At 67.6% G+C, this 25,782-nt stretch carries 22 protein-coding genes; 14 read left to right on the top strand and 8 right to left on the bottom strand.

Going from position 1 to position 25,782, the window contains the following annotated elements; translation table 11 throughout:
• On the top strand, window positions 1–444 hold the full coding sequence (locus ASE72_RS04035; protein ID WP_162235456.1) for a globin domain-containing protein: 444 nt from the start codon (window positions 1–3) through the stop codon (window positions 442–444).
• Here the strand turns inward: ASE72_RS04035 and ASE72_RS04030 are convergent.
• Window positions 405–2,813, bottom strand: a complete 2,409-nt coding sequence (locus tag ASE72_RS04030) for a glycoside hydrolase family 95 protein (RefSeq protein WP_056016924.1) — start codon at window positions 2,811–2,813, stop codon at window positions 405–407. The genes ASE72_RS04035 and ASE72_RS04030 overlap by 40 nt on opposite strands.
• A 330-nt stretch (window positions 2,814–3,143) precedes the next feature.
• Complete coding sequence (locus ASE72_RS04025) at window positions 3,144–3,644, bottom strand: MucR family transcriptional regulator (protein ID WP_056018917.1); 501 nt, start codon at window positions 3,642–3,644, stop codon at window positions 3,144–3,146.
• Window positions 3,645–4,500: 856 nt separating this feature from the next.
• Between ASE72_RS04025 and ASE72_RS04020 the strand changes: the two genes are divergently transcribed.
• Both ASE72_RS04020 and ASE72_RS04015 read left to right on the top strand, forming a co-directional pair.
• On the top strand, window positions 4,501–4,749 hold the full coding sequence (locus tag ASE72_RS04020; RefSeq protein WP_056016922.1) for a hypothetical protein: 249 nt from the start codon (window positions 4,501–4,503) through the stop codon (window positions 4,747–4,749).
• A gap of 370 nt (window positions 4,750–5,119) precedes the next feature.
• Entirely contained in the window at window positions 5,120–5,419 is a 300-nt protein-coding gene (locus ASE72_RS04015; protein WP_056016919.1) for a helix-turn-helix domain-containing protein, read from the top strand.
• A 25-nt stretch (window positions 5,420–5,444) separates the two neighbouring features.
• Here ASE72_RS04015 and ASE72_RS04010 read toward each other — a convergent pair whose 3' ends face one another.
• The gene (locus tag ASE72_RS04010) at window positions 5,445–5,903 is read right to left on the bottom strand and encodes an NIPSNAP family protein (RefSeq protein WP_235532221.1); all 459 of its coding nucleotides are present in this window, start codon (window positions 5,901–5,903) and stop codon (window positions 5,445–5,447) included.
• 413 nt (window positions 5,904–6,316) lie between these two features.
• Between ASE72_RS04010 and ASE72_RS04005 the strand changes: the two genes are divergently transcribed.
• The 5 genes from ASE72_RS04005 (at window position 6,317) to ASE72_RS03985 (ending at window position 15,212) form a co-directional block, all read left to right on the top strand.
• Window positions 6,317–9,184 (top strand): TonB-dependent receptor, encoded by a 2,868-nt coding sequence (locus ASE72_RS04005; protein WP_082445773.1) that lies wholly within the window; start codon window positions 6,317–6,319, stop codon window positions 9,182–9,184.
• A 233-nt stretch (window positions 9,185–9,417) separates the two neighbouring features.
• Window positions 9,418–10,104: an NAD(P)H-dependent oxidoreductase gene (locus tag ASE72_RS04000; RefSeq protein WP_082445866.1), complete on the top strand. Its 687-nt coding sequence runs from the start codon at window positions 9,418–9,420 to the stop codon at window positions 10,102–10,104.
• A gap of 23 nt (window positions 10,105–10,127) precedes the next feature.
• On the top strand, window positions 10,128–11,165 hold the full coding sequence (locus ASE72_RS03995) for a zinc-dependent alcohol dehydrogenase (protein ID WP_200916190.1): 1,038 nt from the start codon (window positions 10,128–10,130) through the stop codon (window positions 11,163–11,165).
• A 135-nt stretch (window positions 11,166–11,300) separates the two neighbouring features.
• A complete protein-coding gene (locus tag ASE72_RS03990) occupies window positions 11,301–12,653 on the top strand; it encodes a sugar porter family MFS transporter (protein WP_235532220.1) in 1,353 nt (450 codons plus the stop codon).
• Window positions 12,654–12,812: 159 nt separating this feature from the next.
• Window positions 12,813–15,212 carry a GH92 family glycosyl hydrolase gene (locus ASE72_RS03985; RefSeq protein WP_082445772.1) on the top strand — a complete coding sequence of 800 codons (2,400 nt, stop codon included), beginning with the start codon at window positions 12,813–12,815 and terminating at the stop codon, window positions 15,210–15,212.
• Here the strand turns inward: ASE72_RS03985 and ASE72_RS03980 are convergent.
• Both ASE72_RS03980 and ASE72_RS03975 read right to left on the bottom strand, forming a co-directional pair.
• Entirely contained in the window at window positions 15,188–15,466 is a 279-nt protein-coding gene (locus ASE72_RS03980; protein WP_056016913.1) for a hypothetical protein, read from the bottom strand. The two genes, ASE72_RS03985 and ASE72_RS03980, sit on opposite strands and share 25 nt — an antisense overlap.
• A 38-nt stretch (window positions 15,467–15,504) precedes the next feature.
• Complete coding sequence (locus tag ASE72_RS03975) at window positions 15,505–16,284, bottom strand: SDR family NAD(P)-dependent oxidoreductase (protein ID WP_056016910.1); 780 nt, start codon at window positions 16,282–16,284, stop codon at window positions 15,505–15,507.
• Between the two features lie 159 nt (window positions 16,285–16,443).
• Between ASE72_RS03975 and ASE72_RS03970 the strand changes: the two genes are divergently transcribed.
• Window positions 16,444–17,472, top strand: a complete 1,029-nt coding sequence (locus ASE72_RS03970) for a YncE family protein (RefSeq protein WP_056018906.1) — start codon at window positions 16,444–16,446, stop codon at window positions 17,470–17,472.
• A 44-nt stretch (window positions 17,473–17,516) separates the two neighbouring features.
• On the opposite strand, the gene ASE72_RS03965 is transcribed toward ASE72_RS03970, so the two are convergent.
• Window positions 17,517–18,035: a metallophosphoesterase gene (locus tag ASE72_RS03965; protein WP_235532219.1), complete on the bottom strand. Its 519-nt coding sequence runs from the start codon at window positions 18,033–18,035 to the stop codon at window positions 17,517–17,519.
• 441 nt (window positions 18,036–18,476) lie between these two features.
• On the opposite strand from ASE72_RS03965, the gene ASE72_RS03960 reads away from it, so the two are divergent.
• The 3 genes from ASE72_RS03960 to ASE72_RS03950 all read left to right on the top strand — a co-directional run bounded on the left by ASE72_RS03960 (window position 18,477) and on the right by ASE72_RS03950 (window position 21,179).
• The gene (locus tag ASE72_RS03960; protein ID WP_082445865.1) at window positions 18,477–19,100 is read left to right on the top strand and encodes a LuxR C-terminal-related transcriptional regulator; all 624 of its coding nucleotides are present in this window, start codon (window positions 18,477–18,479) and stop codon (window positions 19,098–19,100) included.
• Window positions 19,101–19,351: 251 nt separating this feature from the next.
• Window positions 19,352–20,119, top strand: coding sequence for a bacteriorhodopsin-like (locus ASE72_RS03955; RefSeq protein WP_056016907.1), 768 nt, complete (start codon window positions 19,352–19,354; stop codon window positions 20,117–20,119).
• Between the two features lie 145 nt (window positions 20,120–20,264).
• Entirely contained in the window at window positions 20,265–21,179 is a 915-nt protein-coding gene (locus ASE72_RS03950; RefSeq protein ID WP_235532218.1) for a Brp/Blh family beta-carotene 15,15'-dioxygenase, read from the top strand.
• Between the two features lie 39 nt (window positions 21,180–21,218).
• Here the strand turns inward: ASE72_RS03950 and ASE72_RS03945 are convergent, their stop codons facing one another.
• A complete protein-coding gene (locus ASE72_RS03945; RefSeq protein WP_056016905.1) occupies window positions 21,219–22,415 on the bottom strand; it encodes a sensor histidine kinase in 1,197 nt (398 codons plus the stop codon).
• Complete coding sequence (locus ASE72_RS03940; protein ID WP_056018894.1) at window positions 22,405–23,637, bottom strand: sigma-54-dependent transcriptional regulator; 1,233 nt, start codon at window positions 23,635–23,637, stop codon at window positions 22,405–22,407. The genes ASE72_RS03945 and ASE72_RS03940 overlap by 11 nt, the downstream gene beginning before the upstream one ends.
• A gap of 126 nt (window positions 23,638–23,763) precedes the next feature.
• On the opposite strand from ASE72_RS03940, the gene ASE72_RS03935 reads away from it, so the two are divergent.
• Both ASE72_RS03935 and ASE72_RS03930 read left to right on the top strand, forming a co-directional pair.
• Complete coding sequence (locus ASE72_RS03935; protein ID WP_235532217.1) at window positions 23,764–25,047, top strand: efflux RND transporter periplasmic adaptor subunit; 1,284 nt, start codon at window positions 23,764–23,766, stop codon at window positions 25,045–25,047.
• Between the two features lie 9 nt (window positions 25,048–25,056).
• The gene (locus tag ASE72_RS03930; protein WP_056016902.1) at window positions 25,057–25,737 is read left to right on the top strand and encodes an ABC transporter ATP-binding protein; all 681 of its coding nucleotides are present in this window, start codon (window positions 25,057–25,059) and stop codon (window positions 25,735–25,737) included.
• The last annotated feature ends 45 nt before the right edge of the window (window positions 25,738–25,782 follow it).

Raw genomic sequence — 25,782 nt, 5'->3', positions numbered from 1 at the left:
GTGTCTCTGACGGCAGATCAGATCAGGCTCGTGCGCGAAAGCTATGCGCTGATCAGCCGTTCACCGACGCGCTATTCGGACGCGTTTTATTATCGCCTGCTGCTGGATCACCCGTTCGCGCGCGCGCTTTTCCCCGACGACATGGCGCATCAGATCGCCGTCTTCTCGAAGTCGATCGACGCCCTGGTCGAGAATGTCGTCGATCTCGGGCGGCTGCATCCCGAGCTGTCGGCGCTGGCGCTAAGACATGTCCAGTACGGCGTGAAGCCCTATCATTATGCAGTGATCGGCGCCGTCCTGATCGATACGTTCGCAGACATTCTCGCGGACTGCTTCACGCCGGCAACGCGTGAGGCCTGGGAGGCGGTGTACGCCGAGACGGCGGGGGTGATGATCGCCGACGCCTATCCCGCAGCGGCAGGCCTGTTCGACCCCGGATCCTGACGTCTGAAATCCGCCGGGTTCAGCGTCAGCGTCTGCCCGGGGGACAATGTCACGCGGTGCTGACGATCGCCGTACTTCAGTGTCCATGTTTCCGAGATCGCCGACTGCATCCGGACGTGCTGCAGGACGCCCGCATTCCAGGCGAGATCGAGTTCGGCGGCGCCCCGGACGCGAACGCCCTGGATGCTCCCGTCGGGCCAGGCGTTCGGCAATGCGGGGAGCAGATCGATCGTCTGGCCCCGGCTGCGTACCAGCATCTCGGTGATGCCCGCGGTGCCGCCGAAATTGCCGTCGATCTGGAACGGCGGGTGCGAATCGAACATGTTGGGATAGGTGCGCCCCGGGCCGAGCAGATGGCCGAGGATCGCGTGCGCGTGCTCGCCGTCGTCGAGTCTCGCCCACAGGTTCAGGCGCCACGCCAGCCCCCAGCCGGTGGCGTTGTCGCTGCGGATGCGGAGCGATCGGCGTGCCGCATTGGCGAGGGCGGGCGTTTCCTCAAGGCTGATCTGGGCGCTGGGATAGAGCCCGTAGAGGTGGCTGACATGGCGATGCTGGAGGTCGGGCGCGTCGAGGTCCCAGTCCTCGATCCATTCCATCAGCTGCCCCTGTGCGCCGATCCGGTTGGGGACCAGTCGCGCGCGGGCGGCCGCGACCTCCTTGGCGAGCGAAGCGTCCGTGCCGAGGATCGCGGCGGCGGCGACGACATGGTCGAACAGGTCGCGCAGGATCTGCATGTCCATCGTCGGGCCAGCGCAGATCGAACTGCCATGCGGGTGCTGGTTCTCGGGCGACAGCGACGGATTGGTGACGAGCCAGTCGGTCCCTGGATAGCGCACCAGCGTGTCGAGGAAGAACAGCGCGGCGTCGCGCAGCAGCGGATAGATGCGGCGCAGAAACGCGGGGTCCCGACCATAGTCCCAGCGGTCCCACAGATGCAGACACAGCCATGCGCCTCCGGTCGGCCACATGCCCCATTGCGCGCCGTCGATCGGTGCGGTCGCCCGCCACAGATCGCTATTGTGATGCGCCACCCATCCGCGCGCGCCGTACATGACGCGCGCCGTCTCCGCACCGGTGACCGCCAGATCCTCGACCATCCGGACGAGTGGCTCGACGCACTCGGCAAGACCGGTGGGCTCAGCAGGCCAGTAGTTCATCTCGGTGTTGATGTTGATCGTGTACTTGCTGTCCCACGGCGGACGATTGCTGTCGTTCCAGATGCCTTGCAGGTTCGCCGGCTGGCTGCCCGCGTGCGACGACGCGATCAGCAGATAGCGGCCGAACTGGTGATACAGCGCCACCAGCGCCGGGTCGGCGGCGAGCGACGGCGCCGACAGCGAGTCGGGCGAGGTGAGTGCGGCGATCCGCACGTCCGTCGGCCGGTCGGCGGCGGCGGTCCGGCCGAGGTCGATCGTCATGCGGCGGAAGAGCCGGCGATGCTCGGTGACGTGCGCCTCGCGCAGCGCGTTCCAGCCTTTGCGCGCCGCACGGTCGATCGCCGCCGCGGTCATGTCCGCCGGCTTGCCCGACACGTCGTCATAGCGGCGATGGCTCGTGTCGAGCGCGACGATGGCGACCATTTCGGTGGCGCCGCGCACGACAAGCGTGTCGCCCTCGACGGCCATCCGCGCGCCCGGTGCGATGATACGCGCGCGGATCGCCAGCGACAGCTTCGCGTCGATCCCCGACGAGGGCTGGTTGTGGCCGAGGAAGACGAGGTCGGGCCCGCGCGCCTCGGTCTTGCCGATCTGCCCCGGCTGCAGTGCCACCGCAACATCGAGCGCACCCGGCCGGTCGACGGTCAGCCGCACGGCGATCACCCCGTCGATCGCGCTGGCGAACACCTCGCGGACATGATGCACGCCCGCGCTCGTGAACGACACGCGCGCGATCGCCGTATCGAGGTCGAGCGCGCGTTCGTAGCGATCGGTCGTCGCGAGCGCGGGCAGCGTGAATGTCAGGTCGCCCGCGGTCTGGTAGGGCATCTGCTTGAGCGGGCGCGCCATCGCGCGTGCGTTGATCAGCGCCTCCGCGTCGGCATAGCGGCCTTCGAACACCATCCGGCGAATGTCGGCGAGCGCGCCGCGTGCCTCCGGGCTGTTGGGGCGATAGGGGCCGCCGGCGTACAGCGTATCGCAATTGAGCTGGAGCCGTTCGCTGCCCGCGCCGCCGAACACCATGGCGCCGACGCGGCCGTTGCCGATCGGCAGCGCCTCCGTCCAGGCGGCGGCCGGCTGGCGATACCAGAGTCGCCACGGGTGGTCGGCACCCTCGCGCGGCTGTCCGATCGCCGCCGCGGGTCCGCTCAACAGGGCTGCCGCGCTCGCGGTGCCGGCCTTCATCGCTTGGCGACGCGACAGGGTATCCATGGACGCACTTCCTTTGGCCGCTGCGGATCCGTCGGGGGAAATTGACCGGATCGCGCTTGGGGGGAGGATGGTTGTCCGCTTTTCACTGTCGGTGCGCAATGTCGGGGATTTGCCGGCCGGTCGCGGGATCGCCATCCGGTGCGTGCATGTGCGGGCTTCGTCGCTCGAACCGGTGACCAGGGAGCGGTATGCGGCACCATGGTCCGTGCAGCGATGGCGCTGCCTTGCGGACCCGGTCGCCGCGGCGGCTTCGAAGACGGCGGCTCAAGGCTGCCGTCTTCGAAGCCGAAGTGTATCAGATATGAAGCAGGTCGATAGTAACGTCGTGCCTCATTCGCCGGGGGCGTCGCCCTTGCGCTTGCGCACGACCGACTTGGCGGCATCCGTCTTGCTTCCGACAGTTTCGCCGGACTTGCGACCAAGACCGATCTTCATCGCCATGGCCCGGCGGCTCTCGGAATAATTGGCCGAGACCATCGGATAGTCGGCCTTGAGGCCATAGCGAACCCGATATTCTTCGGGTGTCATGCCATGCGTCGACAGATGGCGGCGCAAAGTCTTGTACTTCTTTCCATCGATCATGCTGACGATGTAGTCGGGATCGGCAAGCGACTTTCTTGCAGTCACGGCGGGAGAATAGTCGGTCGGCACGTCGGTGGTCGTGCCCGATGCCTGCGCATTGCCAGCAAGCGCTGCGATGGAATTATGCATCTTGCCGAGAAAAGCGGGCACCTCATCGGCGGACGTACGCGTGTTAGGATTGCTTAACCATGCGATCGTCAACTCGGTCGCGAGTTCTATAGGGTTCAGTTCGATGGTATCTGCAGACATATTGTGCTCCATTCTATTCATGCGGCTTAGGCTTGAATTCCAGTAGCTACAACCCCGCCTGCAATCGATTGTTGCATCAGGTAGAAAATTATAGGTTAAGTTCTTGTCCAAACGCGTTGATGGCAAATTGTAACGATATGCTGTCGAGCAATGGCGTTCATTCATCGCGTAAATGTCCCGGCATGCCTCATCATGATGAGGCGGCCTGCCGGCATTGTGCGGATTGTCCCGGGCGTCATCGCCACCTGCCGCCACTGGCGTCGTGCGAGCGGCTTTCATCGTTGCCGCGTCGAAATTTGGGGGAAGCAACGCGCGCGTCGGCACCTGATCTTTGCGTCTTCTCAACCCATCGCATGTATTGGGACGACCGCGAGGCGAAGATCTCGGCGTTCCATGGGGGAGCATGTCACACCCCGCCTGGTGCAGACGCATCACGCGGGGTGCAAGGCATCCTTGCTGGTCAGAGCTTTTGTGGGGCGGGCGTCGGGGCGTCCGGGGCGGGGCAGGGCGCGCTGCTCGCCGTCAAACCCGATCGGGCGATAGGCCCCGATCCGCAGGGCTGGTGCGGTTTACGCCTGTTTGAGTTTGTGCGCGGCGTGCCCGAGCGCGAGAAACGTTGCCAGGGAAGAGCCAGCCCACCCGACCAGGATCATTGCCATCGATACACCCTCTCATCCGCGGTGCGATCTGCACCGTCGATGGCGTACCGTAAGCCCCAAACTCTTATGGTTAACAAGGCACCGAGACTGACCCAATGCTCAATTAACCGGGGTATCGGGCGAGATCGCGTAGTGCCGCGCCGCACTGGGCCAGCCCGCGGCTTTGCAGGGCCAACCGGAAGGGCTATTTTACCGCGATGGCTGACTTTGACGATTCCGCGGATCCCGAACTCGGTGCAGCGTGCAACCGGCTTGCGGCGTGGGTCGAGCCCTTGCCCGTCGCGGCCGTGATCGACCGCGACACCGGGCTGACTGAGCGCGACCTCGCGCTGATCCTGCGCCACCTGCACGCGACCCGGCGCCAGCGGCCGGCGGCAGGCGGCGACGTGGAGGCGGCGGTCGACCGTCCGCAACGCGCGTCGGTGCCGATCACCGCGAAGCACTGACCCCGCTGATCGACCGCGCTGGCTCCCGAACCCGTGGCGGGTGGGGAGCTCCGGTCGCGGCATCATCGTCCGGGTCAAGACAGCCATAGTTGTTTGGCCGTAGAACCAGCAGTCTTGTTCATGGGAGGTCAATACTGCGGAGTAGTGTTCAAGTATTTACGAGCATCTGCGTGACCAATGCGGATACGACGCGCTGTCCTGAACAAGTAAAAAGCTGCGCAGGATTAGTGTCGAAGTTAAGCCAGTGTTCAGTAACGCGATCAGCCTTGACCGATGAACGTTTCGCGCAATTGCGTGCCAAACCGAGACACACGGCAAATTGTATGCTTCAGTCATATTCTGTTTATGTTGGATCGTTCAGTCCTTGCGAATGGACAAGGAAGCAGACCCATCGATTCCGGACTGGAAGATTGAAGGAACGCTCGCTGCGGCCGAGCGCGCCGCGATTGTTGCCGCTCTGTCATATTGCGGGAACTCGCGAACGCTGACGGCAAAGCGGCTCCGGTGCGGGCGCGCCACGCTGTACCGAATGGTGGCGGAGTTCGAGATCGAGATGCCGCCGCCGGCAAGCACACAGTCGGCCCCTCAGCCCGACCAGCACGACCTGTCCCGGATCATCGTCCTCAACGATGGACAATATGTGCTGATCAAGAAACGCGAGCCGGCCTGAGCGGTCTCATGCCCATGGCTGAGGGTTAGCGGGGCGCAGCGTGCCCGCGGCGCTTGCCAGTGAGCAGTGCCGGCGAATAGTCGGTCGCGGTCATGAATATGCTTTCGACCTTCGCGACGATCTTGCCGTCCGCCTCGGAGCTGGCGACGACGGCGCGCCATGCGGGATCGGCGCCGAACGCCTTCCAGCTCGCGTCGCGCGACGTGCGATCGGCATAGCTCAGGATGTAGACGAGCCGGCCTTCCGGTGCGGCTTCGGTAGGTTCTTCGTTCCAATAGGCGACGTTGCGCATGCCGTGTTTAGCAAAGAGCGTCATCGTGTGGTCCCTGAAGCGCGCGTTCAGTGCCGCGAGCTTGCCTTTCTCCGGATAATAGATCCGGAGTTCGAACAGCGGATCCTGACGAGCGCGGTGCGCCTGTTGCGCGGGGGCCGCGGTGGTCGCCGGGACGAGCGCGAGACCGGCAAGCAGATAAAGTCGCAGCATCGAGCGCTCCTGTTCGGGACCAGGGTGCCGGCCAAGCTACGGGAATCCTGTCATCGCGCAACCGGCCGATCATCCGTCCCGTGCGCTGCCGTATCGGACGTACGGCACCGGCTGGGCGGCGAAGATGCGGGAATGTCCGCAGCCTGAGGTCGCGTCAGCGGCGCCCATGACGCCGATATGAGGCGGGGGTCGCCGGGCACGGGAAACGCGCGCCTCTAGGTGGTGCAGCAATGGTCAGCGGTCACCGATCAGTAAGGTCATCATCACCTATAGTCGTGAGCACAGCATATATAAGATTATTCCGAATGATTGCTGGACAAAGGCAAATTTCCTTTTCATTGTTTCCGTGCAGACACATTGACGTAAGATAATTACGCAGGTGGTTGACGTCGATCGTAACAGGAGGGGATTGCATGGCGCTACCATTCAAAGCAGGATTGCTCGTGACGGCGCTTGCCGTGGCCGTGCCGGCGTTCGCGCAACAGGTCACCGACCCGACGCCGGGGTCGGTCCAGCAGGACCCTTCGGTTGCCGGGCAGGATCCGACCCCGCCCTCGGCCGAGGTCGGTCAGAACGACGTGACGACGACCAGCAACGACGACATCGTCGTCACCGGTATCCGCGGCAGCCTGACCTCGTCGGCACGGACGAAGCGCGAAGCCAATCTGATCGTCGACAGCATCTCGGCCGAGGACGTCGGCAAATTCCCCGATGCGAACATCGCGGAATCACTCCAGCGCATCACCGGCGTGGCGATCGACCGTTCGGGCGGCGAGGGGCAGTTCATCACGGTCCGCGGCCTTGGCCCGGAGTTCAACACGGTGCTCGTCAACGGTCGCGTGATGGCGACGGACAATCCGGGCCGCGAATTCTCGTTCGACGTGCTGTCGTCCAACATGATCCAGCGGACCGACGTCTATAAGTCGAGCGTGCCCGAACTGCAGGAAGGCGGGATCGGCGCGACGGTCAATATCGTCACGGCAAGGCCGCTGGACGGGCGGAGCGGCTTCCATGTCGCGGCGTCGGCCGGCGCGATCTACGACAAGCTGCGCGACAAGTTCAGCCCGGACCTGTCGGCGGTGACCTCGCTGACCAACGACGCGAAGACGCTCGGCATCGTGCTGTCGGGATCCTATACCAACCGCAAGAGCCAGCTCGACTATACGCAGACCGACGGATGGCTGTTCGGCCCGCAGTCGGTGATCAACGGCAACGCGGACTCGGTCGGGCTGACGCCCGCGGCGATCGTGACGACGCCGGGTTCGGTCAACGTGCCGCAGAACCTGGCGTTCGTGCGCCAGAAGGACCGGCGTGAACGCATCAACGTCGCGGGCGCGTTTCAGGCGAAGCTGACCGACACGCTGTTGCTGACCGTCGACGGCATCTATTCGAAGTTCAACGTCTATACGAACCGCAACATCTTCGCGAATTTCTACTCCGCGCCGTATATCGGGCTGACCGTCGACGACACGAATAGCGCGACCGGCTTCAACCGTCCGGGCACGCAGTTCATCGCCAACAATCCACTGCTCGCGTCGCGTGTCTCTCTGTCGCAGAACGACAATATCGTGAATCTCAACGATCGCCTGACGCAGACCTATCAGATCGGCGGGAACCTCAAATGGAACCCGACCGAAGATGCCGAGATCCGGTTCGACGCATCGACGACGCGCGCGAAACAGCGCAACCCGACCAATTTCGTCGTCGTCGGCTCGCTCGCGCAATCCGCACCGCGGTTCGATCTCAATCCCGGCGACGACGTGCCGAGCGCGTCGAACTTCGGCAACATCACCGATCCGTCGCTGATGCGCGCGCATTATACGGGCGCCGAGATGAACACCGTCCGCGACAAGGGGTCGGAATACCATATCGACAGCGACTTCAAGGTGCGGGACAGCGTCCTGCAGGCGGTGAAGATCGGCTTCTCCTATTCGGAGCGCAACAAGCTGCGCCGGTTCCGGAACAATACGGACGGCGGCTGCGCCTATTGCGGCTACGACATTCCGATCGACCCGTCGTTGCTGAGCCCGTTCCAGCTCGACGATTTCCTGTCGGGCGTCTCGGGCAGCCAGAATGCGCCCGCGGGGTTCATCACCTACGACCCCAAGGCGATCATCGCGTTCCTGTCGGACCCGACGAACCTGGCCAGGCCACGTCAGGGCCGCACCGCCGCCGAGCAGGCCGCCGAGGCGGCGCGTCTGCTGGCACTGCCAGGCGGGCCCTACGGCGTACGCGAGAATCTGGGGTCCCTGTCGAATGTCGATGAAAAGCTTCTCGCCGGCTATATCTCGATGCAGTTCGGCGGCGAGAACTGGAGCGGCAATGCCGGCGTCCGCGTGATCCGCACGCAGACGATGTCGCGCGGGTTCGACCTTCCCGTCATCGGCATCGCGACGACGCCCGGCGACGACACGCTGCAATATACCTTTGGTCCCTCGACGCCGGTGACGGTGCGCAACAGTTACGTCAACGCGTTGCCATCGGCCAACATCCGGTACAATCTGACCGAAAAGCTGCTGGCGCGTGCCGCGTTCTCGCAGATGATCACCCGGCCGACGCTGACCGACCTTGGCGTCGACAACAGCTTTGGCGGTCGCGTCTCCGTCCCGCTCTCCTCGGGCGGCAACCCGTCGCTCGCGCCGTTCAAGTCGAACAATTACGATCTGTCGCTCGAATGGTATCTGTCCGCGGTCAGCTACATCAGCGTGGGCGGGTTCTACAAGGACCTGAGCGACTTCCTCGAGCTGCAGACGCTGCCGGTGCAGCGCTTCGGGCGGACGTTCCAGGATACGCGCACGCGCAACGGCCAGTCGGGCTATATCCGCGGTGTCGAGATCGGCGCGCAATATGCGCTCGACTGGCTTCCGGGCTTCGCATCGGGTTTCGGCGTCGCCGGCAACTACACCTATGTCGAGAGCAAGGCCAATCGCGACATCTCGCTCAGCGATTACGACTGCGGCTATAACGGGCTTTCTCCGCATTCGGCGAACGGCAGCGTGTTCTACGAGAAATACGGCGTCTCGGCGCGGACCTCGTACAATTGGCGCTCCGATTATCTGCGCGCCTGCCGGTCCGATCAGTCGCGGCCGCGGAACCGGTCGGCCTATGGCCAGCTCGATTTCAACGTGGGCTATGATGTCACGCCCAATTTCCAGGTCTATGTTCAGGGCGTGAACGTCCTCAACCGTCGCATCCACGAATGGTCGGCGATCGAGGAGCGCTTCCTGCTGCTGCAGGAAACAGGAAGCCGCTACAATTTCGGCATCCGCGCGAAGTTCTGATGGTCTGACGAGGGGTGGCGTCGCGGCGGTCATGCCGACCGTGACGCCCGACCGCTGGCTTGCCGGGGTCGCGCGATGATCGCCACATTCGTCGTCGATCCCGGACGAACTGGTCCCCCGCCGGCGGCCTGACTGCGGCGCAACCGCATTGCGTAGTTTCCGAGGGTCTTCGCGCATCCGCTGCGCGCGTATTCCGGTATTTCCTTGCACCGCACGGATGATCGGACAGCATGATGAGCGTAGACGAGCAGGCCCCGGGCAGGGGCGGGCGACACGCCGTCATCCTGTGTCATCCCGATCCGCACAGCTTCAACCATGCCATCGCCGCGCGCTATTGCGAGGCGGTGCGCGCCGCCGGGCAGGACGTCGTGCTGCGCGATCTCTATGCGATGCGGTTCGATCCGGTCCTCAAGGCGGACGAGCGGCCGACGCTTGCCGACCCGCGGCGCGCGCCCGACGTGACCGCCGAGCGCGAGCTGCTGGCCGTGTGCGACCTGTTCGTGCTGATCTATCCGATCTGGTTCGGGTCGCCGCCGGCGATGATGAAGGGCTATATCGAACGCGTCTTCGGCGCCGGCGTGACACCCGAAGCCGTGCGGCGGCAGGTGCGCGACCCGCTGCTCGGTCGCAAACGCCTGCTGAGTTTCACGACGGCCGCCTCGTCGAACGTCTGGCTCGAGGAGGAAGGGCAGGAGCAGGGGCTGCGAAGCGTGCTCGACGCGTATCTGGTCCATGCGTTCGGCATGCAGTCGCACGAGCACCGACGCTTCGATCACATCACCCCGGATCTAAGCCGCCACGCCGCCGACGTCTGTCTGCGCAACGTGCAGACGCAGGCGCGGCGCAGCTGCGCGCAGGTCGCGTTCGGCGACGAGGCGCTGATGCACGATCCCGACCTCCTGCGGCAGGTGGCGCAGTGACGCTGCCCCGGACCGCCCCCGCGGTGCCGCGCAGGATGATGGCTGCCGTCGTCGAGGCCTTTGGCCAGCCGCTCGTCCTTCGCGAATGCGAGACGCCGTCGGCCGGCCCCGGCCAGATCCTCGTCAAGACCGAGGCGTGCGGGGTGTGTCATACCGATCTGCACGCCGCCCGCGGCGACTGGCCGGTCAAGCCGGTCCCGCCGTTCATCCCGGGGCATGAAGGGATCGGCATCGTCGTCGCGGTCGGTGCGGGCGTCAGCATCGTGGCGCTGGGCGACCGGGTCGGCGTGCCGTGGATGTATTCCGCGTGCGGGCACTGCGAATATTGCCTGTCGGCGTGGGAGACCGTCTGCCCCGACATCGCGTTCACCGGCTACACGCGCAATGGTGGCTTTGCCGAGTATATCCTGGCAGACCCGAACTATATCGCGCGCATCCCCGACGGGCTGTCGGCGATCGACGCCGCGCCGATCATCTGTGCGGGGGTCACGACCTACAAGGGGCTCAAGGAAACCGGCGCGAGGCCCGGCGAATGGGTCGCGATCTCGGGGATTGGCGGGCTCGGGCATCTTGCGGTCCAATATGCCCGCGCGATGGGGCTGCGCGTCTGTGCGGTCGACGTCGATGACGGCAAGCTGGCGCATGCGAGGGCGCTTGGTGCCGAAGCGCTGGTCGATGCGCGGGGGGATGATCCGGTCGGCGCGCTGAAGGCCGTCACCGGCGGGGGCGCGCACGGCGTGCTCATCACCGCGCCGTCGCTCGCGGCGTTCGATCAGGGTGTCGCGATGACGCGGCGGCATGGCATCTGCGTGCTCGTCGGGCTGCCGCCGGGCGACTTTCCGCTGCCGCTGTTCGACGTCGTGGCGGCCTGCATCACGGTCCGCGGGTCGTTCGTCGGCACGCGGAAGGACATGGCCGAAGCGCTCGCCTTTGCCGCCGACGGCAAGGTCAGGGCCGAGATCGAACCCCAGCCGCTGTCGGCGATCAACGCCGTGTTCGACCGGCTCGACCACGGCAACGTGGCCGCGCGCGTCGTCCTCGATTTCGGAAGCCCGAGCTGACGCCGATCATCGTCGTGCCAGGGGACCATCGATGCGTGCGGCCGGGCGGGCGGGCGGGGTCGTTCGCCATGCGACAACGGAGAATCAACCGGCTAGCATGGCGGCAAGCCTCCCATCCGAACGAAAGCTCGATGCATGCATGACTATCCGGCGGCCGAAAGCCGTGTGACGCTGGCGATGATCCTGAGCGCGGCCGGCGCGGCGCTTGGTGGTCTGTTGTTCGGGTTCGACACGGCGGTCATTTCCGGAACGACGGCCGCGTTGCAGAGCCAGTTCGTGCTGAGCGACGGCGCGCTCGGCTTCACGGTCGCATCGGCGCTGATCGGTACGGTGATCGGGTCGCTGTGTGCAGGCGCGCCCGCCGACCGGTTCGGGCGCAAGCCGATGCTGCTGGCGGTGGCGATCGCCTATGTCGTCTCGTCGCTGGGAACCGGGCTGGCGCCAGGCTGGGGCGTGCTGCTGGCGTTCCGCTTTCTTGGCGGTCTGGCGATCGGCGCGGCGTCGGTGGTCACGCCGGTCTATATCGCCGAGGTGTCGCCAGCGCGGTTCCGGGGCCGGCTGGTGGCGCTCAACCAGCTCAACATCGTGCTGGGGATCGTGCTGGCCTTCCTGTCCAACTACATCATCGCCGGGCTGATCCCCGCCGATACCGCGTGGCGGTGGATGTTCGGGATCGTCGCGGTGCCGTCGGTGCTGTTCCTCGCGGTGACGTTCCTGCTGCCCGACAGTCCGCGCTGGCTGGTCGGGAAGCGGCGTGACGAGGAGGCGCGCGCGGTGATGACGCGGCTCGGCTTTGCCAATCCCGCCGGCGAGGTCGCGAAGATGCACGCGGCGGCGAGCCGGACCGCCGCAGCGTCGGCGCCACGGCTGTTCCATCGCGCCTATTCGGTACCCGTGACGTGCGCGATCGCGATCGCGATGTTCAACCAGCTCTCGGGGATCAACGCGCTGCTCTATTATGCGCCGCGGATCTTCGAGCTGGCGGGTGCGGGCGCCGATTCCGCGTTGCTGCAGTCGATCGCGGTGGGCGGGACGAACCTCGTCTTCACGATCCTCGCGCTGTTCCTGATCGACCGGTTCGGCCGCAAGCCGTTGTTGTACATGGGGTCGGTCCTGACCGCCGCGGCGCTGTTCCTCGTCGGCGTGCAGCTCGCCGGCGACCGTCCCGACGGGACGCTGGTACTGATCGGGCTGCTCGGCTTCATCGCCGCCTTCGCGGTGTCGCAGGGCGCGGTGATCTGGGTGTTCATCTCCGAGGTGTTCCCGAGCGCGGTTCGCGGCAAGGGCCAGGCGCTCGGCAGCACGACGCACTGGGTGATGGCGGCGGCGATCACCTGGGCATTCCCCGTCTTTGCCGCGCGTCTTGGCGGCTGGGTGTTCGCATTTTTCGGCGCGATGATGCTGCTCCAGTTCCTGTGGGTCTGGAAAGTCATGCCCGAAACGAACGGGATCGCGCTCGAGGACATGGATCTGGCGCGGGGACACTGAGACGGCGGCAGGAGCCGGGGGCGGCGCGGCGTGAAGGTTCATATTTGACAAATTGCTTTTCTTATTTGATCCTCGTGTCGCTGCGATGCTCCGCGATCGAGACGGGGCACGCCGCGACGGGAGAGGGGCATCGCCCTCGAAACACGAGAGGCGCGCGCCATGATCCGTTCCGGTCCCTGCCGAGTTCTCCTCCTGGTCGGCGGCGCGCTGATCGCGGTGGCCGCGGGCGCGCAGTCCGGCCGGGGCATCCGCGAACCCGTCGATGAAGCCAGCCCGCTGGTCGGAACCGCGCCGCTCGACCGCGCCGATCTGCTCGGCAATGCGCCGCCGCCGGGCGAGCCCGCCTATTCGGGGCAGACGTCGCCCGGTGCGCGCGTACCGCACAGCGGCGTCGAAGTCGCGCCGGTCAACGTCAACATCGAGCTGAACTATCCCTTCGGCGTCCCGACGCCCTATCATTATCCGAACGCGACGATGATCGGCTTCACCGCGGGCGGCGGGCCGACCTATGGCGGGCGTGCCAAGCCCCTCTTCATGCCCGTGGTCGGCGACTGGACGGTCCCGCCGGCCTATACGCAGGTCCATTACGACAAGACGCGCGAGACGGCGGCGCCCGGTTATTATTCGGTCGCGCTGGACGGCGGGACCGTGGTGGAGCTGACCGCGACGCGCCTGAGCGGGCTCATGAAGTTCGCCTTTCCCAAGACCGATCGTGCCGCGGTGCTGGTCAACCTGCCGCGTGCGGGCGGTACGATCGAGGTGGTCGGCGACCGCGTGATCCGCGGTCTGTCGGCACCGCAGGCCGATCGGGAGACCGCCGACGGCCCCTATTTCGTTGCCGAATTCTCGACGCCGTTCAGCGGTTTCGGTACCTTCCGCAAGGCGCCCGGCGACGGCGCGGCGTGGGGGATCGGCGACAAGGACGTCGAGGCGAAACGCCGCAGCGTCGCGGGCAGCTATGCCGGCGGCTATCTCGATTTCGCGGCGCAGCGCGGCGAGACGGTGCTCGTCAAGGTGGCGCACGGCCACAGCTATGCCGAGGCGGAGGCCCGGCTGCGGTCCGAACAGCCGGGCTGGGATTTCGCCGGCGTCCGCGGGGCCGCGCGCGCCGCCTGGGCGCAGCTGCTCGACACGGTAAAGGTGACCGGCGGCACGCCGCGCCAGCGCCAGCTCTTCTATTCGACGCTGTTCCAGTCCTTCGCCAGCCCGCGGCTGATCGCGCGCAAGGGGGAACGGCTGATGCGGCAAGACGGGGGGTCGTCGGTGATGGCGTATGACCGCTACAGCCCGGTGCCGTACTGGGATACCGCGCGCAACCAGCTGACGCTGCTGGAACTCGTCGCGCCCGACCTGGTCGCGGCGACGATGCGCTCCGAGCTTGAGACCGCGCGCGAGCGGGGGTATATGAACACCTCGTTCCACGGCGATCATGCGGTGCTGATGTATCTGGGCGCGATGGAGCGCGGCATCCGCTTCGATTATGCCGACGCCTACGCCTATCTGCGCAAGAACGCGACGGACGTGAAGGGCCCGCGCGGCTATCTCGCGGAATATGCAAGCAAGGGCTGGATCTCCGACATCGTGCCCGCGGGCAATCCCAGCCCGCCTTATGCGGGTGGCAAGGCGGGGATGGACAAGACGCTCGAATATGCCTGGGACGACCACGCACTCGCGCAACTGGCGCGCCGGCTCGGCAAGACCGACGATGCGGCGTTCTTTGCAAAGCGGGGGGCGAACTGGCGCAACGTGTTCGACCCGTCGATCGGGTTCATGCGCGGGCGCACCGCGGATGGAAACTGGATCGCGCCGTTCGACCCGGGCGAGCCCTATTATAATTTCGCGAGCAAGGAGGCGTCGGGCTGGTCGAACCTGTGGCTGGTGCCGCACGACGTGAACGGACTCATCGGCGCGCTTGGCGGACGCGCGGCGTTCAACGCGAAGCTCGATGCGTTCTTCACCACGCCCTATGCGCCAAAGGGCATCTGCCGCGACTGTACCGGGCTGATCGGCCAATATGTCCAGGGCAACCAGCCCGACCAGCATGCGCCGTATCTCTATGCCTGGAGCGGGCAGCCGTGGAAGACGCAGGCGCTCGTCCGTCGCGTGCTCGCGGACCTCTATGGCAGCGATGCCGCGGGCTATGGCTATCCCGGCATGGACGACCAGGGATCGACCTCGTCCTGGTACGCGCTGAGCGCGATGGGATTCTATCCGGTCGATCCCTCGACGCCGGCGTACATCATCGGCAGCCCGATCTTCGACCGGGTGCGGCTGACGATGGGGAACGGGAGAATCCTCGAGATCGTCGCGCGCGACACTTCGGCGGCCAACATGTATATCCAGTCCGCGACGCTCAACGGCCGGCCGTGGACGAAGCCGTGGTTCAGCCACGCGGACATCCGCGACGGGGCGACGCTGGCGCTGGTGATGGGACCGAAGCCCAACACCGCGTGGGGGAGTGCTGCCGCCGACGCGCCGCCATCGGCGACGCGTGCGACCGTCTCGGCCGCCGCTATGGACAGCACGGTGAAGGGTCAGGCGGCGGCGTCGGGGACGTAGCCGAGGACGAACGCGATCACGTCCGCGGCGGGCATCTCGCACGGTCGCAGCGCGGGACCGGCGGCGAGCATGTAGAGGTTGAAACTGACCGTGAAGCTGCCGTCCAACGCCTCGCCCCAGAGCCAGCGGCGTTTGGCATCGGCCGAGACCGACAGCGTCGCGCCCCAGCGGACGCCGCGATACGATCCCTCGCCATATCCGGTCGGGAGCCGGTCCAGCGCGGCGATGAAGGCTTTCATGTCGTCCGCGCTCATGGTCCTGTCCCTACATCCCGCGCTTACATCCCAGTGCCTTACATCAGCGTGTCGATGATGCCGCCATCGACGCGCAGCGCCGCGCCGGTGGTCGCCGACGCAAGCGGCGAGGCGAGATAGACGACCATGTTGGCCACTTCCTCGACGGTCGCGGCGCGGCGGATGAGCGAGCCCGAGCGATGCGCCGTGACGAAGTCGGCGGCGACGTCCTCGATCGCGCGATCGCCCTTCGCGCGCTCGTCCTCGAGCATCGCCGCGACGCCTTCGGACAGCGTCGGACCGGGCAGCACCGAGTTCACGGTCACCCCGGTGCCCGCCATCCGCTTGGCGAGGCCGCGCGCGAGCGCGACGTCGGCGGTCTTGCTGACGCCGTAATGGATCATCTCGACCGGGATGTTGAACCCAGACTCGGACGCGAGCAGCACGAACCGGCCCCAGCCTGCCTTTTCCATGCCGGGCAGATAGCTGCGCGCGAGGCGGACGCCCGCCATGACGTTGATCTGCCAGTGGCGGTCCCACGTCGCGTCGTCGGTTTCGAAGAAGTCCGCGGGCTCGAAGATGCCAAGATTGCTGACGACGATGTCGGCCCTGGGTTCGGCCGCAAGCAACGCATCGTGACCCGCCGCATCGCCGAGATCGGCGACGACGCCACGCGAGGTGCCGCCGATCCGCGCGACCGCGGCATCGACCTTCGCCTGCGTGCGGCCGTTGACGACCACGGTCGCGCCCGCGGCGGCGAGCCCCTGGGCGATCGCGAACCCGATGCCTTCGGTGGAGCCGGTGACGATGGCGCGTTTGCCGGTGAGATCGATCTGCATGGGGCGTGGTCCTGTTGCTGTGCGCGGGCGCGGTGTCGTGCGAACGAACGGGGAGGCGGAAAGCCGCGCGGCGCGCTTGCCATCGACCGCTGGCTGCACGCGCGGTCGTTTCCGGAACCGCCCCGGCGTTCATCGCTTGAGATGGTGAAGGAAGACATCATGTCCAGTATCGATCGACGGCAGGGACTGTGGCTGCTCGCCGGGAGTGCGGTCGCGACGCTTGCACTCGGCGCGCGCGCGGTGGGGCAGGCGGCGGCGCAACCGAGCGGACCGCGCGGAGACGTGCTGGCGCTGATCGAGAAGACCGCGGGGCGTATCGCCTTTTACGCGCTGCCCGACGGCCGGCGGGTCGGCGCGCTGTCGCTGGGCACGCAGCCGCACGAGATCGCGGCGGACGCGGCACGGCGCTTTGCCTATGTCGGCCATTACGGGGTCGAGAGCTGGAAGGCGCCCGGCGCGGGCGGGAGCAAGGTCTGGGTCATCGACCTACACCGGCGTGCGCTCGTGCGGACGATCGACCTGTCGCCCTTCGGTCGCCTGCACGCGGTCCGGATCGACGCGCGGGGGCGGCTCTACGTCCTGTCGGAGACCGACAGCATGCTCGCGCGCTTCGACGATCCCGTGCGGGACGATGCGCCGTCGCGGCTGATCCCGGTGGGCGGCGCGCGCAGCCATTACCTCGTCATCCGGCGCGACGGCACGCGCTGCTATGTCGCCGACACGCTGAGCGGCGCGGTCATCATGGTCGATCCCGAGGACATGGGCGTCGCGCCGGTGCGCAAACGGATCGGCACCGCGCCCGAGGCGATGACGCTGAGCGCGGACGAGCGGACGCTCTACGTCATCGATCGCCCCGGCGGGATCATCCACGCGCTCGATGCCGACACGCTCCAGACGCGCGCGCGGCGGCCGATGCGCGGCGAGGCGGTCCGTATCGTGACGCAGGCGGATGGCCGGCTGATCGTGTCGAACGTGGCGGACAAGAGCCTGTCGCGGCTCGATCCGGTCACGCTCGCCGAGACGGACCGGCTTGCCCTCGAGGCGGGGGCGCCAGGGCTGAACCTTGCGGGCGACATGCTCTACGCCTCGCTGGAAAACGACAGGGTCGTGCGCGTCGATCTGCGCACATGGGCGATCGCAGGGGCGTTCGCCACGGGACCGGCGCCCGACGCCGCGATCGTCGTCTAGCCGGCGCGGTCTGCGCGGGACGCCGGCATCGTGACGGCGCGCGATCAGCGGGGGGCGAGCAGCTGGTCGAGCAGGATCGGCGCATAGCCGTTCGCATCGACGCCGACGTCGAACTGCCGCGTCATCGGTTTCAGCCGCCCATGGCTGTGGCCGTGCAGGTTGATCGCGCCGCGGTGCTGCCCGTTCCAGCTTCGGAACGGGTAATGGCACAGGATGAGCCGCCGGCCGTCCAGCTCGATCTCGGCATAATCGGCGACGCTCGCCCATCCGGGTGCCGCGAGCGTCGCGTCGGGATCGTTGTTGCCGCGGAGCAGGTGCTTGGTGCCGTTGAGCCGTGCGAGCAGCCCGGCGACGTCCGCCGGTCGGCGCGCAACGTCGCCCAGATGCCAGACCACGTCATCCGGGCCGATCGCGGCGTTCCAGCGTGCGACGAGCGCCTCGTCCATCTCGGCCACGGTCGCGAACGGCCGGCGCGAAATGTTGATCGTGCGGTGGTCGCCGAAATGCGTGTCGGCGGTGAAGAATACGTGCACCTGCGCCTGCTGCTCCGACGGTTCTGCCATCGTCCGTCAACGGCCGCTGGCGACAAAGGTTCGGAACGACCGGGTGTTTCGGCGTGCGCGCCGGCAGCGGACGGCGCGTCGGATGGCAGTGCGCGGCGCGTGTCGTGGACTGCATCCCGGCGCCTGTATTGGATCGCGATGATGGCCCGGGCATCGTCGTCGCGTCCGTCGGGCACAAGGTCGGCGGGAAGGGCTGCAGCAGATTTGACCTGATTTATATCAATTCACATCCTACAACCTGTGTTGCGGCAGTCTATCTGGCTGCCGGTCATCGGGGAATGCCGACTACACCCGGGCATGGAGCATTCTCGCCGCTGCACGAATGTAAAGATGGTAATATTCATGGTGGTCCGAAAACTGTCCTTGGCGCCGCAATAATTCGAGTGCCACGATCTTCCAACGCCGGTATGCATGGCGACGGGAATCGGGGAGGCGGGTGATATGGCAGAACAGGCCGAAGTCTTTCCCGAACAGGATCGTCATTTCCGTCTGGTCGCCGATAGTCCGATTTCCTGTGTCATCAGCGATCCGCGGTTGCCGGACAACCCGATCATCGCCTGCAATACCGCCTTCTGCGACCTGACCGGCTATCCGGCGGAGCATGTGGTCGGGCGCAACTGCCGGTTCCTCTCGGGTCCGGCGACCGAGCCGTGGCTGACCGAAGAAATCCGGCGCGGCGTGCGCGAGCATCGTCCGGTCCTCGTCGAGATCCTGAACTACAAGCGCAGTGGCGAGCCGTTCCGCAACGCCGTCATGGTCGCACCGATCTATGACACGCATGACGCGCTGCTGTATTTCCTCGGCGTGCAACTCGAGATTGCGCCCGAAGCGGCGACGTCGTCGAGCATGCGGCGCATCCGAGCGGCGGAAATGGTCAAGGCGCTGTCGCCGCGACAGGGCCAGGTGCTCCAGCTCGTCGCGAACGGCCTGCTCAACAAGCAGATCGCGGCGGAGCTCGATCTGGCGGAAAAGACCGTCAAGATGCACCGCGCGATCCTGATGAACCGGCTCGGATTGCACACGACGGCGGACCTCATCCGGCTCGCGGTCGAGGCGGGGCTTTAGGCGCGCGCGCGGGGATACGGCACAAAGTCCGTATCGCCCGCGATCCCGGTGCCTTCTACGCAAGGCTGGTCGTCACAACGGCGGTGTCGTGGCCCCTGGGCCATGCGATCTGCGGCTGGGAGAACCCGCTCCCATCCAGCGCGGTGTGACGCTGTACCGGGGGATGGAGGGCGCCTCATGATCGTTGGGCGACATCCCGCGTCAGGCTGCCCGGCGCACTCGTGCCGCGGATCAATGCGACGGAGGCTCCAATGGATATCGTGACACCCTTTCAATATTCGCTGATCTACAACGCGTTTTCCTTCACCTTCGCGACGATGGCGGCGGCAACGGCGTTTCTGTGGCTGAGCCGGTCGCAGGTCGCGCCGGCGTATCGGACCGCGCTGACCATCTCGGGCCTCGTCACCGGAATCGCCGCCTATCATTATTATCGCATCTTCGAGAGCTGGATCGCCGCGTACAGTTTCGGCAACGGCGTCGTCACCGCGACGCCGTTCGCGTTCAACGATGCGTATCGCTATGTCGACTGGCTGCTGACCGTGCCGCTGCTGCTGATCGAACTGGTGCTGGTGATGCGGCTGTCGCGCGAGGAGACCAGCTCGAAGGCGGTGCGGCTGGGGTCGGCCGCCGCGCTGATGATCGTGCTGGGCTATCCGGGCGAGATCTCGGCGGATATCCCGACGCGCGTCCTGTGGGGCACGCTGTCGTCGATCCCGTTCGTGTATATCGTGTGGGAGCTGTTCAGCGGGCTGGGCAAGTCGATCGCCGACCAGCCCGTCGCCGCGCAAGGGCTCGTGCGCAAGGCCCGGCTGCTGACCTTCGCGTCATGGGGGTTCTACCCGATCGTGTACATGGCGCCCTATGCCGGGCTGACCGGCGGCACCGTCACCACGACGATCCAGATCGGCTACACGATCGCGGATATCGTCGCCAAGGCGGGTCTGGGTATCCTGATCTTCCTGATCGCGGTCCGCAAGTCGGAGGCGGAGGCCGATGCGCACAAGGGCTATGCCGTGTGATGCCGTGACGATCGTTGCGCATCCCCGCCCGTTATCCGAACGACGCGCATCAACGGACCGACGCGCGTCATCCCGTCACCGTGCCCCATTCGGGCGCGGTGATGTCGTCTATCCGGCCTATTGGTTTGCAGCGGCGGCGCTGATCGTGGCGACGCTGGTCGGGCTGCCGCTCGGACAGCCGGCGGCGGTGGTGGCGGCGACGATCGTGTTCATTGGAGGCGGGCTGCCGCACGGCGCCTATGATATCGCGCTGTTGCGGCGCGCGGTCGCGCTGGACCGGTCGGGAGGCGGACTCGCGGGCGGCGGGTTGGCGGGCGACGGATTGGCGCGCGTCGGATTGACGGGCGACGGATTGGTGCGCGTCGGACTGGTGGTCGGGGGCTATGTCGCGACCGCGCTGCTGATGGTGGCGTTGTGGTTGACCATGCCCTTGGTGGCGCTGGTCCTGTTCCTCGCGGTTGCCGCGGTGCATTTCGGCGAGGACTGGGCGATGCTCGAGGAGCCGTTGTTGCGCGTGGCCGCGGGTGCGGCGGTGATCGGTGCGGCAACGATCGGGCATCCGTCCGCGGTTTCCGCCGTGTTCGTGGCGATGAGCGATCCACGCGCGGCGGTGGTGGCCCGGATCGTCACCGCAATCGCGCCGGTCGCGCTGCTGGTGACGCTGGTCGGGATCGCGCTGGCATGGCGGCAGGGGAGCCGGCACTGGGCCGCCGCGATGGCGGTGTGTCTGGGTCTGCTGATCGTGTTGCCGCCGGTCGCGGGGTTCGCGCTGTTCTTCGTCTTCCTCCATTCGCCGCGGCACCTCGCGCAGACCCGCGTGCTGCTGCGCGACATGACGCGCGCGCGGTGGATCGGGACGGGGGCGCTGCTGTCCGGCGTCGCGATCCTCGGCTGGTGGGGCGTGCGCGTCATCGCACCCTCGCGGTTCGACCCGAGCGTCGGGGCGCAGGCGTTTCAGTTGCTGGCGTCGGTGGCGGTCCCGCATCTGCTGCTGTCGCGCTGGCTCGAACGGCGGCTGGCCGTCGCGTGCTGTGCTGAGGACCAGACCGCGGCGCCGTGAACGTCCGGACGCCGCCGTCGCCACGGCGGTGCCGGCGCGTCAGCCGGTCGTACCCGCAGGGACCGACGCCTCGAACCGCGTTGCCCCGGGGCGCGAGGCGGCGAGCATGAGGTCGCCGTCATGGCCGCGGAGAATCTGCCGGGCGAGCGCGAGGCCCACGCCGGTGCCTTTCGCCTTGGTGGTGAAGAAGGGGCGGAAGATGTCGGGCTGGTCGCCGGCGGGGATCCCCGGACCGGTGTCCGTCACCGCGAACCGCGTCTGGCCGACCAGTGCGAAGACGGCGAAGGTGACGCGCGGATCGGGCGTGTCGTGGAGCGCCTCGGCTGCGTTCTGCAACACCGCCCAGAGTGCTGCGGTCAACTGGTCCGGGTCGGCGAGCAGATGCGCCGGCGCGTCCGCGCGGTCGGTCGTGAACGCGATACCCGGCCACCGCGTCGTGAAGAGCGCCGCCAGATCGTCGGTGAACGCGGTCAGCGCGATCCGCTCGGGGACGGGCGCGGGCAGCCGCGCCAGCGCACGATAGCTCTCGCCGAACCGGTGCAGGCTGGCGGCGCGGCGCGCGACCGTCTCGATCGCCTCGCGGACCTTGGGCAGCGCCGGGTCGGGATCGTCGAGCATCGCCACGGCGGTCTCGGCGAGCGAGGCGATCGGGGTGAGCGCGTTGACGATCTCGTGGCTGAGCACCTGGACGAGTTCGCGAAGCGCGGTCGCCTCGGCGGCTTTCAGTTCGGCATCGATGTCGATCAGCGCGCCGATCCGCGTCATCCGACCCGACAGCGCGAGATCGCCGGTGGCGAGCGCGAAGCTGCGGACGACCGCGTCGTGGCTGATGTCGATCGTGGCGGTGCGACCGGGGCGGGTATCGGACAGCGCGGTCACGAGTCCCGCGGGCGGATCCGCGACGAGGTCGCTCGCGCCGAACAGACGCCGTGCCGCGCGATTGACGACGCGCAGGCGGCCGTCGTCGAGCGCGACGAGCGGGGCGGGCGACAGGTCGAGATAGGCGGTGAGCCGCCTGCGATCCTCCTCGTCGGCGAGGAGGGGCGCCGGGGGAGACGGCCGCGGCGGCGGCTGCCGGCCGGTATCGACGAGGTTCAGTGCGGCGGTCCAGACCGCGATCAGCGCGGCGAGCAGCGCGGTGGCATAGAGCCCGCGCGTCGCGGCAAACGCCCCGCCGGCCCCCGCCGCGGCGATCACCAGTGCGCGCACCGCGGCGCGGACGCGGTCAGAGGCCATGGCGCGCCATCCGTCGATACAGCGCGGCGCGCGTCAGTCCGAGCTGCGCGGCGGCGCGGCTGACGTTGAACGCGTGACGCTCGAGCGCGGCGGTGATCAGCGCCGCCTCGTTGCGCGCCAGCGACAGATCGGGGGCGAGCGCGTGCGGCACGGCGATGTCGGGCGACAGCATGAGGTCGCCGATCGCGTGCGCGTCACCGGTGCCGAGCAATACCGCGCGCTCGATCGTCTGGCGCAGGCCGCGGATGTTGCCCGGCCAGCGATCCGCCGCGATCGCCTGCGCCGCGTCCGCGTCGAGCGGTCTGTTCGGCTTGCCATGGCGATGCGCGAACAGCGCGAGGAAATGCCGCGCGAGCAGCACCGCATCGCCACCGCGGTCGGCGAGCGGCGGGAGCGCGATCTCGATCGTGCCGACGCGGTCGAGCAGGTCCTCGCCGATCGCGCCCCGCACGCCCGCGCGATCGAGCCGCGTCGTCGCGACCACGCGGATCCCGTCGAGCGCGGGCAGCAGCACGTCGTGGAGCGCGCGGGGCAGCCGGTCGATATGGTCGATCACCAGCATCCCGCCCGCCGCGGCGGTCGTCCGCGCCGCGATGGCGGCTGCATCCGCGGCCTCCGCGTCGAGCGTCACGAGCGGCCGGTGCGCCAAGGGTGAGGCCTGATGGATCAGCCGCGCGATCAGCGTCTTGCCGGTGCCCGTCGCACCCAGGAGCAGGATCGGCGCCGCGGTCGGTGCGACGCGCGCGATCAATGCTCGCGCGCGCACGATCCCGTCGCTTTCGCCGAGCAGGATGCCGTCGGTGACCGGTGGCGTCGCCGCGGTCTCGAGCTTCGCACGGCGCAGCGCAAGGCCGCGTTCGACCGTGGTCAGCAGGCGTTCGTTGTTCCACGGCTTGATCACGAAATCGGCGGCGCCGCTGCGCATCGCGCGGACCGCGACCGCGATCCCGCTATGCCCGGTGACGACGATGACGACCGCGCGCGCATCCGCCGCGATCAGCCGGTCGAGCATCGCGAACCCCTCCTCGCCGGTGGTGCGCCCGCGGGCGAAGTTGAGATCGAGCAGGATCACGTCGATCGATTCCCCCGCCAGCACCACCCATGCCGCCTCCGGATTCGCCGCGGTCGACACGCGCATCGCGTGCCGTTCGAGCAACAGCCGGGCGGCCCTGGCGATGTCGGGATCGTCGTCGATGACGAGGATATGCGATTCGGTTGACATGGCGAACATAGTGTCCGGAAACGGACAGTCGGTACAGTCCGGCTGCCCGCCGATGCCGGCGGCGTTCGATTATCACCATAACTCAGTTACTTAGGATGTAGCCGCGTGGTCCGGTACAGTGTCCGCATGACGGAGACGACCCTGCCCAATGCCGGCGCCGCGATGGATCGGCGGATCGAGCGCCCGCATGCCGCGCGGCGCAGGCAGATCGTGCGCGGTGCGATCGCGCTGGCGGTGCTCGCGGCCGCGGCGCTGCTGTGGCTGCTGATGCCGGGGGCGAACGCGCTGGCGGTCGACGCGGCGGCGATCCGGGCGGGCGACGTGACGCGCGCGCCGTTCCGCGATTTCGTGCCGCTGCGCGCGGAGGTCGCGCCACTGCGCACGGTGTTCGTGACCGCGATCTCGGGCGGGCAGGTCGCCGCACTGGCCGCGAGCGACGGCGCGCGCGTTGCCGCGGGTACGCCGCTCGCGCAGCTGTCCAACCCGTCGCTCGAACTCGACGTCGCCAGCCGGTCGGCCGACATCGTCGGGCAGCTGAGCGCGATCAGCGGCCAGCGCCTGTCGGTGCAGACCACGCGGCAGGACGGCGCGCGCGATCTCGCCGAGGCACGCAACGCGCTGTCCAAGGCGCGGACCTTGCTCGCGCAGAAGCAGGTGCTGTTCGACCGCGGGATCATCACGCGCGCCGCGATCGATCCGGTGCGCGAGGACGTCGGCTATCAGCAGGCGCGCGTGGCGGCGCTCGATCGCGGGACGGCGGAGGCGGGGGCGACGCTGGCGGACCAGGCGTCGGGGATCGCCGCAACCGCGCGCCAGTTGCGCGAAAGCCTCGCGATGGTCCGCGCGAGCCTGTCCGCGCTGGTGCTGCGCGCGCCGGTCGCGGGGCGGCTCACCGCGTTCACGCTCCAGCCCGGGCAGACGCTGAAAAGTGGCGACCCGGTCGGGCAGATCGATTCGGAGGGGCAGTGGAAGCTGACCGCCGATGTCGACCAATTCTATCTCGGGCGCGTGCGCGCGGGGCTCGGCGCCGCGGCGGATATCGACGGGCGCAGCTATCCGATGACCGTCATCAAGATCCTGCCGCAGGTGACCGAGGGGCGGTTCCGCGTCGAACTGGGGTTTCGGGCTGCCGCGCCGGGCGGACTGAACCGCGGGCAGACGCTCGACGTGCGGCTGGTGCTCGGTGCGGACCGGCCCGCGGTGGTCGCGCCCGCGGGCGGCTGGCTCGATGCGGGCGGCACGACGGCGTTCGTGCTGGACGGCGACCAGAAGGCCGTCAGGCGCGCGATCGTCACCGGCCGGCGCAATCCCGATCAGGTCGAGATCGTCTCCGGCCTCGCGCCCGGCGAGCGGATCGTGACGACCGCGCTCGGCACCTACACCCCCTTCCAGACCCTTCTCATCCGATAGGATTCGATCATGATCCAGTTACAGGCCCTCAGCCGCACCTATGCCTCGGACGAGATCGAGACGACCGCGCTCGGCGGCATCGACCTCGCGGTCGAGGCGGGCGAGTTCGTCGCGATCATGGGGCCGTCGGGGTGCGGCAAGTCGACGCTGCTCAACATCATCGGCACGATCGACCGGCCGACCGACGGGCGGTATCTGTTCGAGGGCGCCGACATCGCACGCGCGCCCGAGGCCGCGTTGGCCAGGCTGCGCCGCGACCGGCTGGGCTTCGTGTTCCAGAGCTTCAACCTGATCGATGAGCTGACGATCGCCGAGAATGTCGCGCTGGGGCTCGCCTATCGCACCATGCCCGCGCGCGAGAAGAAGGACCGCGTCGCGGCGGCGATGGACCGCGTCGGCATCGCGCATCGCCAGCGTCATCACCCGCATCAGCTGTCGGGCGGGCAGCAACAGCGCGCGGCGATCGCGCGCGCGATCGTCGGCGAGCCGCGCCTCATCCTCGCGGACGAGCCGACCGGCAATCTGGATACGGAGAATGGCGCGCAGGTGATGGACATCCTCGGCCAGCTGAACGCGGACGGCGCGACGATCGTGATGGTCACGCACAGCCCGTCGCACGCCGACATCGCCAAGCGGACGGTGCACATGCTCGACGGCCGCATCCTGTCGTCGGCGCGCCGGGCGGCATGATGCGCCGGTTGCTCCACACGCTGGTGCTGCTGCTGCTCGTGGTGG

The organism is Sphingomonas sp. Leaf20, from assembly GCF_001421535.1.
Classification (GTDB): Bacteria; Pseudomonadota; Alphaproteobacteria; order Sphingomonadales; family Sphingomonadaceae; genus Sphingomonas.
Note: the sequence above shows the minus strand (reverse complement) of the source record. Positions and strands in the feature narration are given on the sequence as shown.

Coding starts and splice junctions, on each gene's coding strand:
- ASE72_RS03965 (WP_235532219.1), bottom strand. CDS start 18,035: ATGGCAGAACCGTCGGAGCAGCAGGCGCAGGTGCACGTATTCTTCACC.
- ASE72_RS03980 (WP_056016913.1), bottom strand. CDS start 15,466: ATGAGCGCGGACGACATGAAAGCCTTCATCGCCGCGCTGGACCGGCTC.
- ASE72_RS03935 (WP_235532217.1), top strand. CDS start 23,764: ATGACGGAGACGACCCTGCCCAATGCCGGCGCCGCGATGGATCGGCGG.
- ASE72_RS03970 (WP_056018906.1), top strand. CDS start 16,444: ATGTCCAGTATCGATCGACGGCAGGGACTGTGGCTGCTCGCCGGGAGT.
- ASE72_RS03945 (WP_056016905.1), bottom strand. CDS start 22,415: ATGGCCTCTGACCGCGTCCGCGCCGCGGTGCGCGCACTGGTGATCGCC.
- ASE72_RS03985 (WP_082445772.1), top strand. CDS start 12,813: ATGATCCGTTCCGGTCCCTGCCGAGTTCTCCTCCTGGTCGGCGGCGCG.
- ASE72_RS04025 (WP_056018917.1), bottom strand. CDS start 3,644: ATGTCTGCAGATACCATCGAACTGAACCCTATAGAACTCGCGACCGAG.
- ASE72_RS04020 (WP_056016922.1), top strand. CDS start 4,501: ATGGCTGACTTTGACGATTCCGCGGATCCCGAACTCGGTGCAGCGTGC.
- ASE72_RS03955 (WP_056016907.1), top strand. CDS start 19,352: ATGGATATCGTGACACCCTTTCAATATTCGCTGATCTACAACGCGTTT.
- ASE72_RS03930 (WP_056016902.1), top strand. CDS start 25,057: ATGATCCAGTTACAGGCCCTCAGCCGCACCTATGCCTCGGACGAGATC.
- ASE72_RS03975 (WP_056016910.1), bottom strand. CDS start 16,284: ATGCAGATCGATCTCACCGGCAAACGCGCCATCGTCACCGGCTCCACC.
- ASE72_RS04030 (WP_056016924.1), bottom strand. CDS start 2,813: ATGGATACCCTGTCGCGTCGCCAAGCGATGAAGGCCGGCACCGCGAGC.
- ASE72_RS04005 (WP_082445773.1), top strand. CDS start 6,317: ATGGCGCTACCATTCAAAGCAGGATTGCTCGTGACGGCGCTTGCCGTG.
- ASE72_RS04015 (WP_056016919.1), top strand. CDS start 5,120: ATGGACAAGGAAGCAGACCCATCGATTCCGGACTGGAAGATTGAAGGA.
- ASE72_RS03940 (WP_056018894.1), bottom strand. CDS start 23,637: ATGTCAACCGAATCGCATATCCTCGTCATCGACGACGATCCCGACATC.
- ASE72_RS04000 (WP_082445866.1), top strand. CDS start 9,418: ATGAGCGTAGACGAGCAGGCCCCGGGCAGGGGCGGGCGACACGCCGTC.
- ASE72_RS03990 (WP_235532220.1), top strand. CDS start 11,301: ATGCATGACTATCCGGCGGCCGAAAGCCGTGTGACGCTGGCGATGATC.
- ASE72_RS04010 (WP_235532221.1), bottom strand. CDS start 5,903: ATGCTGCGACTTTATCTGCTTGCCGGTCTCGCGCTCGTCCCGGCGACC.
- ASE72_RS03960 (WP_082445865.1), top strand. CDS start 18,477: ATGGCAGAACAGGCCGAAGTCTTTCCCGAACAGGATCGTCATTTCCGT.